This window comes from Arthrobacter sp. ISL-95, assembly GCF_018613695.1.
Taxonomy (GTDB): Bacteria; Actinomycetota; Actinomycetes; order Actinomycetales; family Micrococcaceae; genus Arthrobacter.
The window spans coordinates 77,696-91,224 of sequence record NZ_JAGGPR010000017.1; the positions used below are offsets into that span (position 1 = coordinate 77,696).

Annotated in this window: 15 protein-coding genes; 6 read left to right on the top strand and 9 right to left on the bottom strand. The window is 61.3% G+C overall.

Annotated features, from left to right (window positions below; genetic code table 11):
• Nucleotides 1-123: 123 nt before the first annotated feature.
• The 7 genes from J7I86_RS20490 to J7I86_RS20520 are packed head-to-tail and all read right to left on the bottom strand — an operon-like array spanning nucleotide 124 to nucleotide 6,793.
• Nucleotides 124-654, bottom strand: coding sequence for an alpha/beta fold hydrolase (locus tag J7I86_RS20490; RefSeq protein WP_286180074.1), 531 nt, complete (start codon nucleotides 652-654; stop codon nucleotides 124-126).
• 39 nt (nucleotides 655-693) lie between these two features.
• On the bottom strand, nucleotides 694-1,098 hold the full coding sequence (locus J7I86_RS20495) for a rhodanese-like domain-containing protein (protein ID WP_214822703.1): 405 nt from the start codon (nucleotides 1,096-1,098) through the stop codon (nucleotides 694-696).
• The gene (locus J7I86_RS23195) at nucleotides 1,095-1,910 is read right to left on the bottom strand and encodes an IclR family transcriptional regulator (protein WP_214822704.1); all 816 of its coding nucleotides are present in this window, start codon (nucleotides 1,908-1,910) and stop codon (nucleotides 1,095-1,097) included. Before J7I86_RS23195 ends, J7I86_RS20495 begins: the two co-directional genes overlap by 4 nt.
• On the bottom strand, nucleotides 1,911-3,548 hold the full coding sequence (locus tag J7I86_RS20505; RefSeq protein ID WP_214822705.1) for a beta-N-acetylhexosaminidase: 1,638 nt from the start codon (nucleotides 3,546-3,548) through the stop codon (nucleotides 1,911-1,913).
• Nucleotides 3,545-4,456, bottom strand: coding sequence for a carbohydrate ABC transporter permease (locus tag J7I86_RS20510; RefSeq protein ID WP_214822706.1), 912 nt, complete (start codon nucleotides 4,454-4,456; stop codon nucleotides 3,545-3,547). The genes J7I86_RS20505 and J7I86_RS20510 overlap by 4 nt, the downstream gene beginning before the upstream one ends.
• On the bottom strand, nucleotides 4,453-5,445 hold the full coding sequence (locus J7I86_RS20515) for a carbohydrate ABC transporter permease (RefSeq protein WP_214822707.1): 993 nt from the start codon (nucleotides 5,443-5,445) through the stop codon (nucleotides 4,453-4,455). Before J7I86_RS20515 ends, J7I86_RS20510 begins: the two co-directional genes overlap by 4 nt.
• A 55-nt stretch (nucleotides 5,446-5,500) precedes the next feature.
• Nucleotides 5,501-6,793, bottom strand: a complete 1,293-nt coding sequence (locus J7I86_RS20520; protein WP_214822708.1) for an extracellular solute-binding protein — start codon at nucleotides 6,791-6,793, stop codon at nucleotides 5,501-5,503.
• A 290-nt stretch (nucleotides 6,794-7,083) separates the two neighbouring features.
• On the opposite strand from J7I86_RS20520, the gene J7I86_RS20525 reads away from it, so the two are divergent.
• Genes J7I86_RS20525 through J7I86_RS20535 form a run of 3 tightly spaced genes read left to right on the top strand, consistent with a single transcriptional unit; the run spans nucleotide 7,084 to nucleotide 10,089 of the window.
• Nucleotides 7,084-7,449, top strand: a complete 366-nt coding sequence (locus J7I86_RS20525; protein ID WP_105691299.1) for a metal-sensitive transcriptional regulator — start codon at nucleotides 7,084-7,086, stop codon at nucleotides 7,447-7,449.
• Between the two features lie 49 nt (nucleotides 7,450-7,498).
• Nucleotides 7,499-7,732: a heavy-metal-associated domain-containing protein gene (locus tag J7I86_RS20530; RefSeq protein ID WP_286180075.1), complete on the top strand. Its 234-nt coding sequence runs from the start codon at nucleotides 7,499-7,501 to the stop codon at nucleotides 7,730-7,732.
• Between the two features lie 8 nt (nucleotides 7,733-7,740).
• On the top strand, nucleotides 7,741-10,089 hold the full coding sequence (locus J7I86_RS20535) for a cation-translocating P-type ATPase (RefSeq protein WP_214822710.1): 2,349 nt from the start codon (nucleotides 7,741-7,743) through the stop codon (nucleotides 10,087-10,089).
• Nucleotides 10,090-10,179: 90 nt separating this feature from the next.
• On the opposite strand, the gene J7I86_RS20540 is transcribed toward J7I86_RS20535, so the two are convergent.
• The gene (locus tag J7I86_RS20540) at nucleotides 10,180-10,452 is read right to left on the bottom strand and encodes a DUF2277 domain-containing protein (RefSeq protein ID WP_214822711.1); all 273 of its coding nucleotides are present in this window, start codon (nucleotides 10,450-10,452) and stop codon (nucleotides 10,180-10,182) included.
• 157 nt (nucleotides 10,453-10,609) lie between these two features.
• On the opposite strand from J7I86_RS20540, the gene J7I86_RS20545 reads away from it, so the two are divergent.
• The gene (locus J7I86_RS20545; RefSeq protein ID WP_011776688.1) at nucleotides 10,610-10,873 is read left to right on the top strand and encodes a WXG100 family type VII secretion target; all 264 of its coding nucleotides are present in this window, start codon (nucleotides 10,610-10,612) and stop codon (nucleotides 10,871-10,873) included.
• A 148-nt stretch (nucleotides 10,874-11,021) separates the two neighbouring features.
• Here the strand turns inward: J7I86_RS20545 and J7I86_RS20550 are convergent, their stop codons facing one another.
• Nucleotides 11,022-12,062, bottom strand: a complete 1,041-nt coding sequence (locus J7I86_RS20550) for a DMT family transporter (RefSeq protein WP_214822712.1) — start codon at nucleotides 12,060-12,062, stop codon at nucleotides 11,022-11,024.
• 71 nt (nucleotides 12,063-12,133) lie between these two features.
• Here J7I86_RS20550 and J7I86_RS20555 point away from each other — a divergent pair, with 71 nt between their 5' ends.
• Nucleotides 12,134-12,682, top strand: coding sequence for a CGNR zinc finger domain-containing protein (locus tag J7I86_RS20555; RefSeq protein WP_214822713.1), 549 nt, complete (start codon nucleotides 12,134-12,136; stop codon nucleotides 12,680-12,682).
• Between the two features lie 128 nt (nucleotides 12,683-12,810).
• A complete protein-coding gene (locus tag J7I86_RS20560; protein ID WP_214822714.1) occupies nucleotides 12,811-13,413 on the top strand; it encodes a hypothetical protein in 603 nt (200 codons plus the stop codon).
• Nucleotides 13,414-13,529: the final 116 nt, after the last annotated feature.

Sequence of the window (13,529 nt, forward strand, 5' to 3'; positions counted from 1 at the left end):
TTAGCGCCGTTCCCGGGCGGTCTGTTGGGCAAAGTTGTTGAGGGCCGCCGCTACAGCCTCCGGATGGCTCAGCGTTACGTAATGGCCCCCGGGGATTTCCACAGGCTCGGTTCCAAGCCGCTGTTATACCTGTCTCCTCATGAAAGGTGCCGGGAAGAACTGATCGTCACGGCACAGAATCGCCAACGTGGGCACCTCCGGATGCCGGCCACACCAAGGGCCTGACATCCAAGCGCCTTGCTGGTCCCGCTCCCTGTTGGTGGCCTCACGGGCCAACTCTTCCGGTACAAGGTTGAAGAACGCCTCTTCGGGGATGCTTTCACGGTCATGCCCTGTGTTGGTCCACCAGTCGCCGAAGGTCTCCCCGGGCATCGGGATCATTGCTGAGAGGTACACCAGACCGTCGGAGTGGAGTTCATCGCAGACCAACGGCGCCGTAAAGCCTCCCAGTGAGTGCCCCACAACGATGGTGTGCTCAGCATTACCAACTGCATCCGTCACTGCACGGGTATAGTCCTCAAGCCCGGCATTCTTATCCTCGATGGGAAGGTCGACGGCCACGACGCCATGCCCGGATGCTTCGAGCAGGGGCCTGACCAAATGCCAGTCCCACGCTGTTGACCCACCACCGTGAATCAGTACGAAAACCGCCATCGTTTCCCCTTTTCAAGCCGGGCGCAAGCTGGTTCCAAGCTAGGACGTGTGTGCCGTTACCAGCGCATCCGGCGTACTTTGAACGGTCCCCGCGGCGGTTTCCACCGGCAGTCCGTTTCTGATCCAATACTCAATACCACCGATCATTTCCTTCACGGAGTAACCCAGCTCCGCGAAGGCGAGCGCAGCGAACGTGCTGCCGTTGCAGCCGGGACCCCAGGAATAGACCACTACGTGTGAACCTGCAGGGACAAGTTCCCGTGCACGTGCCTGTATCTGAGCTGTCGGAAGATGTACCGCCCCTGGAATATGTCCGTGGTCCCATGATGATTGCCGGCGCGTATCCACCACAACGAATGAGCCGGGCTCGGATTCAGCCACTTCCATGACGTCGATCTCGCATTGCAGCTTGGCGCGAAAAAAGTCCGATGCGCTGATGCTCATGCGAGCTTCGCCAGTTTCGCGCTTGCCCGCCGGGAGCCAAGCTTGGCGGAAATCCGGAGGCTGGTTTCGGCAGCCATGGGCCCAACTTCCCGCACGCGCTTGGCGGTCATCCGGGAGGACAACGATGATACAGAAAGCGCTGCAACCACGTGATCATCGTGGCCGAAGATGGGGGCGGCTACGCAACGGACTTCCGGTTCATTCTCGCGGTCGTCAATTGAATACCCGCGTCGCCGGATGGCTTCAAAGTCGGCCCGCAGCAGGGAAGGATCCGTGATGGTCTTTTCAGTGAGGGGGCGGAGCTCCTCGGCGAGGATCGGTCCCACCACTTCCTCCGGGCTGAAGGCGAGCATGGCCTTGCCCACTGCGGTGCAATAGGCCGGCATGGTTGCGCCTACCCGCGAGGCCATCCGAACAGTGGCCTCGTCCTCCACCTTGTCGAGGTAGACGACGTCGTGCCCGGAAAGTACCACCAAGTGACAGGTGCTTTCCGTGGCACGCATGAGGGCTCGGAGTTCACTGTTGGCCACGCTGCGGAGGTCTACACGGTCAAGGTATGACTGTCCCAGCCGTAAGCAGCCGTGGCCCAGGCGGAACTTGCCTGTCTCGTGGTCACGCTCCAGCAGGTTTTCCTCCAACAGTGGTGCGGCCAAACGCAGCAGAGTGCTCTTGTTCAGACCCGAAAGACGGGTGAGTTCCACGAGCGCCAGCCCGTCACCGTTGCCGGGTTCCTCAGCCACAACAGTCAACAAAGCCAGCGCCTTGCGAAGCGATGCCGAGGAATTACGGGCATCCTTGCCTTCAATAGTCACTCAGTTCCTCACGAGCTGCTCGGCGTCATAATCTCGTTTCCAACCTTCCACACCCGGCCGCTGCTGCCACGGCGCAGGTCCGGCCAACGGACGGTATTCCACTCCCATGGCCTCAAGCCGTGCAAGGTGCGCGCCAGTAAGACGGGTCAGGAACTCATGGTAGTCCCGGCCCTCAGGCTTGGACCAGAACACTTCGGCAATGGCGCTGAGTCTCGGGAACGCTGCGAACTGCACACGGCGTGGTGAATCCAGATGCTCACTCCAGATGTTGGCTTGGGCTCCCAGGAGACGGCCCGGGAATTCTGTGTTGTCAACGTCCGGCAACGGCTCAAATTCGTAGACAGCCTGCAGCGTGGTCACGAAGCCCACGGGAACCGGCTCGTCATCACCCTCGGCTTGGCGGTGGTCGAGGTACAGCTTGTGCTCAGGGCACATCACAACGTCGTACCCCTTTTTCAGGGCATCGATTCCGCCTTCGTATCCGCGCCAGGACGCCACCAGCGCACCGTCCGGCAGGCCGCCGTCGCCGATTTCATCCCATACGGACGTGGCGCGGCCGTGATGCATCAGATGCTGCGCCAGTTGTCCGACGAACCAGCTGTGGAGGCCCGACACATCGCTCAGGCCAAGCTCGCTCGCCTTTGACTGAGCCTGCGCACTGGCCTGCCATTGCGTGAGTGGAACTTCGTCCCCACCCAGGCTTATCCATGGGGAGGGGAAGATCTCCACTACTTCGTCCAGCACATTCCGGTAGAACTCAAGCGAGGTTTCGGACACTTCCAGGACGGACTCGTTGATACCCCACCGCGTCCACACCTCCACAGGTGCTGAACCGTCTGCCGGGGCCGTGCCGAGCTCCGGATACGCGGCGATGGCGGCCTGGCTGTGGCCCGGAACGTCGATCTCCGGGATCACCGTAATGTGCCGTTCAGCGGCGAAGGCAACGATCTCGCGGAGGTCATCCTGCGTGTAGAAACCACCGTGCGGGCGGTGGTCGAAGACCCCTGCCCGCCATGAACCGAGAGACGATTCACGGCGCCACGCACCAGTCTCAGTCAGCTTGGGATACCGGTTGATCTGGATCCGCCAACCTTGATCGTCCGTGAGGTGCAGGTGCAGGACGTTGAGTTTGTGCATGGCCATCACCTCGATGAACCGCAGCAGGTTGTCCTTGGGCATGAAGTGCCGGGCGACGTCCAGCATGGTCCCCCGATAACCGAAACGCGGCTTGTCCTCCACAGAAACCCGCGGCACAGACCAACCGGCAACGGCAGCGACGGGAGCCTGCCGCAGGGCCGCCGGCCCCATCAACTGAAGAAGCGTCTGCGCACCGTAGAAGGCGCCAGCGGCACCACCCGCAGAAATCACGACGGCGTCGCTCACGTCCAGGCGGTACGACTCGGCGTCCAACGTGGGGTCAAGCAAGAGCCGAATGCCGGCTTCGCCGGCCTCTGCAGGGGCCAGATCCCAACCCGTCGCTGCCCCCAAAGCCCGGGAAAGCCAGCGGCGAGGTCCACGCAGTTCAGGATCGGCGCCCAAGGTGGTGCCGGCGTCGAGCTCCAACTCGCCCGAGCCCGCGGAGATGGACCACGGCGCGGGGACCAACCGGGCCGGGATCACCTGGTTAACGGCACTCATCCTTTCACCGCCCCGGCCAGTCCGGACACGAGCTTGCGCTGGACTGATACGAAGAAGATCAGCACAGGAATGGTCATGATGACCGAGCCGGCCATGATGGCTCCCCAATCGTTTTGGTCGGGCTTGAAGAACGTCAGCAAGGCCATGGGCAGCGTTTGGTTCTCTTGGGCGGAGATGATGAAGGTCTTGGCGAACAGGAAGTCGTTCCACGTGGAAATGAACGAGAAAACCGAACATGCCACCACCCCCGGCGCCACCAAAGGGAACAGGATGGAGCGGACAAACCGGAAGCTGCTGGCGCCGTCCAAACGGGCGGCCTCCTCAACTTCCAGCGGTACAGCGGCCACGAATCCACGCAGCATCCAGATGGCAAACGGAATGCTGAATCCCACATGGACCAGCACCAGCGAACCCAACTGGTTCAGGCCCACCAACGGAATGGCCTCGCCGGCGTTGCGCAACAGGAAGAACAGCGGAATGGTCAGGGCTTCAACAGGCACCATTTGCGAGACCAGGATGATGATCAGCAACTTGGTGCGCATCTTGAAGTTGTAGCGGGTCAGGGCCACCGCCGCGAGGAACGCCAGGACGGTGGACAGCACCACCACAACCAGGGCCACGATCACGCTGTTCAGGAAATACTGGCCGAAGTTGTTCACTCCCAGGACGCGACCGAACGAGTCCAGCGAGGGTTCCAGTGTGTACGGCGCCGCATCACCGGCGTCGAGCGCTGTTTTGGGTTTCAGCGCGGACAGCACCATCCAGAACAGCGGGAAAGCAACTATCAGGGCGATCACGATGGCCGCGGCATCGGCGCCGAAGCGGCGTTTGCCTTGCTTGCGCAGCTTCTGCGGCGCATCAGCTGCTGTGGCGCTGCGGGACACTGATGAAACGTCGACGGCGGTCATAGGGCTTCGCCTGTTCTTTTGAGGATCCGGAGGTAGACCAGTGTGATGACCATGAGCAGGGCCGTCATGATCACGCCGAGGGCCGAACCGAGCCCGTAGAGACTGGCCGCGAAAGCCTGTTGGTAGCCGTAAACGTTCAGCACCAGGTTCTGGCCGGCGATACCACCACCGTTGGTCATGATGTAGATCTGCGAGAAGATCTTGAAGTTCCAGATGATGGACTGGATGGTCACCACGATCACGATTGGCCTGAGCATGGGGAGCATGATGCTCCGCGCGATGCGTGGCATGGAAGCACCATCGATTCGCGCCGCCTCAATAACCTCCGTGGGGATGGCCTGAATACCTGCATACACCGTGACCAGCACGAACGGGAACGAGCACCACACCACTTCGCTTGCGACAAGTCCGAAAGCCGACCATTTGTCGTAGGTCCAGGAGTAGCCTTCAAACTGCGTCAGCCCTATTGCCACCAGGGTTTTGTTGACCAGGCCCAAGGTTGGCTCGAACAGGAACAGCCAAACAGCACTGCCCGTGACCGCCGGGGTAGCCCACGCGCCGAGCGAAACCACGAACAGCATCGAACGGACCCAAGGGCGCAGTCTTGTGGCCAGCACCGCCAGGGAACTGCCCACCAGCAACGTGAACACCACGCAGGCCGTGGCGAACACCACCGTGTTGCCAAGGACAGTCCAGAACTGCGGGTCGGCGAAGAGCTTCTGGTAGTTCTCCAAACCCACAAAGTTCAGAGGCGCCTTACCGCTGACCTGCGCCTGACGGTAGTCGTAGAGCGAGACGTTGATCAGCTGGAAGATCGGGTAGCCGAGCAGCGCGATCAGGACGATGAACGCGGGGGCAAGGTAGAGCCAGGGCTCCAGGCCGCGCTTTCCGTTGGAGAAACGCGGGGATTTGCGTGCCGCCGTCGTCGAGCCTTTGCTTGGGGTGCCGCCCTGCGGCGCATCGGGCAGAACCGGGGTGAGCGCTGTCATGATGCGCCTTTGACTGCTTCTGGAGAGCAGTTGATGGATATCAGAGTGCAGTGCATTACTTGGACCCGAATGCCGCGTTCATGGCCGTTGCGGCCTCGGTGGTTGCCGCGTTGACGTCAGCCTTGCCCGTGACAACCTTCTGGTACATGCCCGTGAAGACACCCTGCGCATCAATGGTGGACCAATTTTCCGTGACCGGGACGAACTTGGTGCCGGCACCCAGGGTGTTAATGAACGGTTCAACCTGCTTGTTATTCTCCGCAACGGACTTCTGGACGTCACTGAACGTAGGGAGGTTGCCCATGGAATCGAACATCTTTTGCTGATACTTCTTGCTGGCCAGGAGCTTCACGAAGTCGGCCGCGAGGGTGCGGCGTTTGCTGCTGTTGAAAACGCCCAGGTTGTTGCCGCCGGCGAAGGCCGGAGCGATGGAACCGGCAGTCTTGCCGGGAACGGGAACCACGGCGAACTTGTCTTTGATGGCGCTGGCTGCAACAGCCTTGTAATTGAAGTCGCCGCCGATGGTCATGGCCGACTTACCCGCAATGAACTGCTGGACGCTGGCGTTGCCGCCGAACTCCGCGCAGGTCTGGGCCGGGCAGATGTCGTCCTTGAGGAGGCGGGTATAGGCGGCCACGCCTTCGCGTGACTCCACGGAATCCAATCCCGAAACGAAGGTGTCGCCTTCCTTCGTAGCGATTTCACCGCCGTTGGCCCACAGATACGGCATGGCAGAGAACTGCGCGGCCCCACCGACCGAGATGCCCAGAAGATCCGGGTTTGCTGCCCGAACAGCGCGGGCCACTGTCTCTACCTCATCCAAGGTCTTGGGGACCTGGAGGCCGAGCTGCTGCAGGAGATCCGTGCGGTAGTAAAGGGCGCGGACACCGACGAACCAGGGCACGCCGTAGTTCTTGCCGTCGATTTCGGTGGTGTCCAGAATCTTTGCATCCAGGTCCTTCGCCTCATCCCAGGACTTGATGTCCTCGGTGACGTCAGCCAAGCCACCGGATGCCACATAACTGGCGAGGTCCGTGTTGCCGAACTCAGCCACATCCGGCGCGCTGGAAGGATCGTTGAAAGCGGCCTTGAATCGTTCGGCGCGGCTGTCCACGGGAATGTACTGGACCTCGATTTTGGCACCACTATGTGCCGCTTCGAATTCAGTGACGGCTTCCTTGACCACTGCGGACTTGGGATCCTGGTTGACCTCGGAGAAGAGCCAGACGCGGACTGTGCCCGTCTGCTCGTCCGAGCTTGAGGCTGCATTGTTTGAGGTGGGTGGAGCGCAGGCGGTCAATGCGAGAGCCGCGATTGCTATGGCCGCGGCGGAGCGTGCGAGTTTCAAGTGTCCTCCATGGAGAAAGTGGCTTCCGCGGGACTTCCCCCTCCGCGGCTATGGAACCAAACACTATGAACGCCCGGGTGTGGGCGGAAGCACATTCGCCAAATGGTTTGCAATGCAAAACAAGAATCCATGTTTTGGTGGTTTTGGTCTATACCTACTCAAGTCTTTGGCCTAGTCCTTTAGCCCCGGCGGGGTCTGGCAGACGTTCTCTGGACTGCCGTCTCAAATTCCAACCAGATACCCCCTGGGGGTAGTTGACAGCATACCCCCTGCGGGTATAGTTTCGAATCATGAGCACGCCAGACCTGAGCATGAGCCATCCGGATGCACCCATCATCGAGGTGGACTTGGAGCACGCCGCGCCCCACGGGTACACCAGCAACAAGGACGCATACCTCAAGCGCCTAAAACGGATCGAAGGGCAGGTCCGCGGCATTGCCCGAATGGTGGAGGATGACAAATACTGCATCGACATCCTCACCCAAATAGCCGCCGCTACCAAGGCCCTCCATGCCGTCAGCCTGGGACTTGTAGAGGAGCACATCGGCCATTGCGTCGTGGGTGCCGCCTCCGAGCCCAACCCGGAAGCCCGCGCCGAACAGATCGACGCCAAAGTGAAGGAGGCCACCGATGCCATCGGGCGCCTGCTGCGGTAATTCCGCCAACAACCACCACACCATTCAACTCATCACCAAGGAGACAGCCATGAGCCAGACCATCAAGACCAACGTCAACGTTTCAGGCATGACCTGCGGCCACTGCGTATCCAGCGTGAGCGAAGAACTTGAGTCACTCAACGGCGTCGAAAACGTTGCAGTAGACCTCAATCCCGGTGGCCTGTCCACCGTGACCATCACATCAACCAAGGAGCTCTCGCCGTCGGAAATCGGCGAGGCCGTGGCAGAAGCCGGCTACTTGGTGGTAGCCAACGAAGCTTAGGAGTCGTCTTGAGTAGCCAGGAGACTTTCAACCGACCCGCACAACGGGTTATCGAACTGGACATCGAGGGCATGACCTGCGCCTCGTGCGTCAATCGAGTAGAACGAAAGCTGGGCAAACTTGAAGGCGTAGAGGCCAGCGTCAACCTGCCCCTCGAATCAGCCCACGTCACAGTCCCGGCAACCGTGACAGACCAGCAAATCGTGGACACCGTCAACGCAACGGGCTACAAAGCCACCGTCCGCCACGCACCGGCGCCGCACACCCGAGAACCCCACGAAAGCACTCCCTCCGAACAAACCCAGGAGCACGTCGACGCACACACCGAGCATGCAGAGCACGGCGCCGACGGCGTTATGCACGAAGACCACATGGCTCACGGACCAGCGGCCATTACGCTGCGTCCGCGCCTGATCCTTGCGGCTCTCCTCACCATTCCCGTGTTCGCAATCTCCATGATTCCCGCCCTCCAGTTCGCCCACTGGGGATGGGTTGCCGGCGCTCTGGCCTTACCGGTGGTGAGCTGGGCGGCTTGGCCTTTCCACCGGGCGGCTGCCATCAATGCCCGGCATTTCGCTTCCACCATGGACACGCTCGTCTCCATCGGTGTGATTGCTGCGTACCTTTACTCGGCGTGGCAATTATTCGCCGATCCCCGCATGACCGAGCATCCCGGCATGGAGAACATGGGCGGCGGCCTCTACTTCGAGGTCGCAGCCGTGGTCACAACCTTCCTGCTTCTGGGCCGCTACCTTGAAGCGAACGCCAAAGCCAAAGCAGGCAATGCGCTCAAAGCTCTGCTGAATCTTGGCGCCAAGGACGCAACCATCCTGGTGGATGGCGTTGAACAGAAGATCCCGGCGGATCAACTCCTTGTGGACGACGTCATTGTTGTCCGCCCCGGCGAGAAGATTGCCACGGACGGCCTGGTCATGGACGGTGCTTCCGCCGTCGACGCTTCACTAGTCACAGGCGAATCGGTGCCGGTTGAGGTTGGGCCGGGAAGCCTGGTAACGGGCGCTACCATCAACACCTCCGGCCGGCTGCTGGTCCGGGCCACTCGCGTGGGCTCGGACACGACTCTCGCTCAGATGGGACGGCTGGTCAGCCAAGCACAGACGGGAAAGGCACCCATTGCGCGGCTCGCTGACAGAATCAGCTCTGTCTTCGTCCCCATTGTGCTGGTCATCGCCCTGGTCACGTTCCTTCTGTGGCTCTTCTTCTCGGGCGACCTCAACGCAGCCTTTACGGCAGCCGTTGCCGTTCTGGTGATTGCCTGCCCCTGCGCCTTGGGTCTGGCCACTCCGGTGGGGCTGCTGACGGGGACGGGCCGTGGAGCTCAACTGGGCATCCTCATCAAAGGCCCACAGGTCCTTGAGGATACCCGCCACGTGGACACCATCCTGCTGGACAAGACGGGTACCGTCACCAGTGGCAAGCTCGCTGTGGACCACACAGTCGGCCTGAATGGCTACTCCCCGGAAACCGTCCTGACCTTGGCTGGGGCTGTTGAATCAGCCTCCGAGCATCCGATCGCGCATGCGATAGCGGCCGCAGCGCAGGACGCCATGCCCGACGCCGGGACCTTCCCGGGTGTTGACGGCTTCAGTTCCGCCCCGGGCGGCGGCGTGAGGGGGACTGTTTCCGTTGACGGAGACTCCAAGACAGTGGTCGTTGGGCGCTCCGGTTGGCTGGAGGAGAACGGCATCCCGCTCGATTCAGACCAACGGGACGCCTTGGCGGCAGAGGAAAACAGTGGCGCCACGGCCATCTGGGTTGCGGTGGACGGCAAAGCTGCAGGGATCGTGAGCCTGAGCGACACCATCAAGCCCGGCTCGGCTGCGGCAATCCGGAAGTTGAAGGACCTGGGAATCCGCCCCATCCTCCTGACCGGAGACAATGCCGCAGTAGCCGCCCAAGTAGCTACCGCCGTCGGGATTTCACTGGAAGACGTCTTCGCCGGCGTTCTGCCGGAGGGGAAAGTTGAGGCGGTCCGGAAGCTTCAGGCTTCAGGTGCAACTGTTGCCATGGCCGGTGACGGCGTAAACGATGCCGCAGCCTTGGCCCAGTCTGACCTTGGCATCGCGATGGGTTCCGGAACTGATGTCGCCATTGAGGCCTCGGACCTGACCGTGATGGGCAGTGATCTGGGTCAGCTGGTGCAGGCGATTGAGCTATCGCGCAAGACCCTGTCCACCATCAAAACCAACTTGTTCTGGGCCTTTTTCTACAACGCGATCGGCATCCCGGTGGCAGCGCTGGGATTCCTGAATCCCATGATCGCCGGCGCAGCAATGGCAGCCAGCTCAGTGCTGGTGGTTGCGAACTCGCTGAGGCTGCGCTCGTTCGGGAAGTAGACCCAACTGCTGGGCAGTTGTGGGTGTTCTGAAACTTCAGATCACCCGCAACTGCTTTCTGCTGTCTGTCGTCTGCCGTGGCAGCTGAGGCTACGCAGCCCCGAAACGGACCGCAGCCCGGGCCTTCGCTTTGGCGGCTTCCTCGTCACGGTTCTTGGCCGGGGTATGGCTTACCAAGGAGTCAAGGAGATGCTGCGTAATATGCGCGATCTCATGGACAGCCTCTGCGAAGGCTTCCTCGTTGGCCTTGGAGGGTTTGGTGGATCCGCTGATTTTTCGCACGTATTGCAGGGCAGCGGCCTCCACTTCAGCGCTCGTGGCGTGCGGTTCAAAGTTATGCAGGGTCCTGATATTGCGGCACATAACCCCATGCTAACTATGGGCAGTGCTACATGGGGAGGGGTGCCCATCGACGGTTTTTGGATTCCCGGGATAGGTTTTAGTTATTGGATCTTCCGGATGAGCCGGAGGCCGCTGGGGATGCCGAAGAGCTCGGGTCCGAATAATGAAGGAGAATCTCATGGCTATTTGGGGTGCAGATGTTGATCAGCTTCGTCAGCTCGGTAACAAGCTGAAGGCTGGTGCTGAGAACATCGAGCAGCAGCGTTCACAGCTCAAGGGCGCACTTGACGGCACCGACTGGAAGGGCCCGGACGCTGACAAGTTCCGCGGCGAGTGGGACAGCCAGCACGCTTCGAACCTGAAGAAGGTTGCCGACGCACTTCGCGAAGCCGGCGATCGCGCTCAGAAGAACGCTGAGCAGCAGCAGCAGGCCTCCAACTAAGACAGTTGGGAAAACCCCGGACGCAACAGCGTCCGGGGTTTTCGCCGTTAAAGCTGGCCTTAGGACCGGGGGTTGTTCGCGCACGCTGTCGTTGTGCGCGGGCACTTCGATCAAACCCGGGAGTCCTGCGGCTTAGTTGCCCGGCTAGCTAATTGCCCGGAAGCTTGGTTGCCCGCCCGGAGGGGACGGGTTCAACATCATTCGGATGGTCCAATTCGCGGGCAGCTTCCCGAATGGCACGGGCCTCCCTGCGATCTCCGCGCAGCTCATCGACGCGAACCAGGACCACGCCGGCCACAATGAGAAGACCGCCCAGCAGCTGAATCGGCCCCGGCAGTTCGCCCAGCAGCAGCCAGGCCCAGATCACGGCGAAGAGCACTTCGGTCAGGGACACGAACGACGCCACCTTGGACCCAAGACTGCGTGCGGCCATGATGCCGCTAACGTACGCAAGCACTGTGGCCAGGATGATAAGCCCGACTGCGGAGACCCACCACGGGGTGGTCCACGGTCCCAAGGTTGTGTCTGTGGTGCTGAACGTCATGGGCAGGAGCCCCAACAGGCCCACAAGCCACATGACCAGCGCTCCCACAAGGAGACCACCCGAAGCAAGCACCAGTGGCGGGAGGGTGTCGTTCTCCTTCGCGGTAATGAAGAAGTAGATCACCAAGCAGACGGCGGCGGCCATGCCCCACAGAACACCAACGAAGTCCACCTTCACGGCACCCGTCAGGTCAAGCACCAGAACCAGGCCACCCAAGGACAACAGGGCGCCGGCCGCAGTGAGCGCGCGCGGCCGCCGTCGGCTTGCGATCCAGAGCCACAGCACAATCATTACCGGAGCCAGGTACTCGAGCAGCAGCGCTACGCCCACGGACAACCGGGCCACGGCATTGAAGTAGAAAAGCTGGCAGCCTGCTACTCCGATCAGCCCGAACAGCAGGATGGTGAGCCAGTTGTCCTTAAGTTGATGCCAGCGTCCGCGCAGAACCACGACGGCGGGAATCACCAAGATCAGTGCGGCACCGGTGAGGCGCACGGCAACTGCGGCGCCGGGTGACCAGCCGGTTTCAAGCATCGACTTGGCAAACGAGCCGGACGTGCCGAAAACAGCGGAGGAAAAGAGTGCGATGCCGAGTCCTGATGCCAGGAAACTCTTTGCATCAGCCTTCGTCGTTGGAGCTGACACAGCAGCCTCCTGTCAGGAGTAAAGTGGGCTTATGGTCATGATAGTACTCCCGGAATATGTAAGGAGTCAAAGTGCTTTTTGCGCCTGACACCGAGGTAGCCCTCCGTAGCGCCGTCAATCTCATCAACACTGCTGCCAACGGTGAAGAAGCCCTGGCCACCGCGCAGGAGCTCAACTCATTCCTGGACGCGGAAGAGTTCACCGGCTCACGGGTGAACACGCCAGCGGAATTGAACAGCGTCAAGCGTCTACGCAGCGAACTGGCAGCGCTGTGGAGCGCCGATGAGGACACGGCGGCGAAGTCCGTCAACAAGCTGCTCGCCGACGCAAAGGCACTCCCACAGCTCGTGAAACATGACCACTGGGACTGGCATCTCCACGCCACAACCCCGGAAGCCCCCTTGGCAGATCGAATGGGCACCGAAGCTGCCATGGCCATCATCGATGTCATCCGAAGCAAGGAAATGGACCGCATGCGCGTGTGCGCAGCGGACGACTGTGACGCCGTCGTCCTGGACCTCAGCCGCAACCGCTCCAAGCTCTACTGCGACACCGGCAACTGCGCCAACCGCGCCCACGTCGCGGCATACCGGGCAAGGAAAGCCGCCGAGGGCGGGTAATACCGGCATAATGACGGCATGGGGGAACACGCAGACTCACATGCACATATGCGAGGGAATCCGGGGGCGCGAGCGCTGGAACCGCGCGCCTGGGTGCGGCCGCCCGGCAAGGCCGGCGTAGGGCTGCCATGACCGAACACGACTCGGAATCGACGCCTGCCCCGCAAGGGCCCCCGCGCTACCCCGTCAGCCCGAAATCGCACTACGAAGACGCCAACCGGCAGCGCTTCGTGGCGCCACCGCCGATGCGGCCCCAAACATTGGGCACCCTTCCACGAAAGCACTACGGAAGCACGGGCATAATGCCGGTGGGCCAACTGGCATTGGCCTTCGCCGTGCTCGCGCCGAGCTGGTTTATTCTGCAGGCATCCTTGATGGTGGATTATGACGGGCTGCTGAGCATGATCGGCGTGATACTGACCACCGTCATCATGCCAATTATCGCAATCGTTGCAGCCATCACCGTCGGCTTGCCGCTTCGCCTTGTCCCGGCGATAAACCGCTGGTGGGCAGGCAACGCGCGCACCTACGTCTCCATCGCAGCCATCGCCGTAGGCCTCATTGCAGCCGGATTCATCAAAACCGTGCGCCAGATTGGCGAAATGGACGGAATTCCCTACGACACGGTGACTCCGGATCCCACCCTCGTTTGCGGCGGCTGGTTTCTCTTGGCGTTGCTTCTGGTCAACGCCTCTCTACCGCTGCGTTGGACGAACCGGGCCGGTTCTTAGAACCCACCTCTCCAGGCATCGGCTTTCCCATCCCCGAGCTGTATGTGATTAGCGCCACATTCCCTAGTGCGTCACGATTCCCGCTCTGGCCGTACTTACTCCTCAGTAGTGAAAAA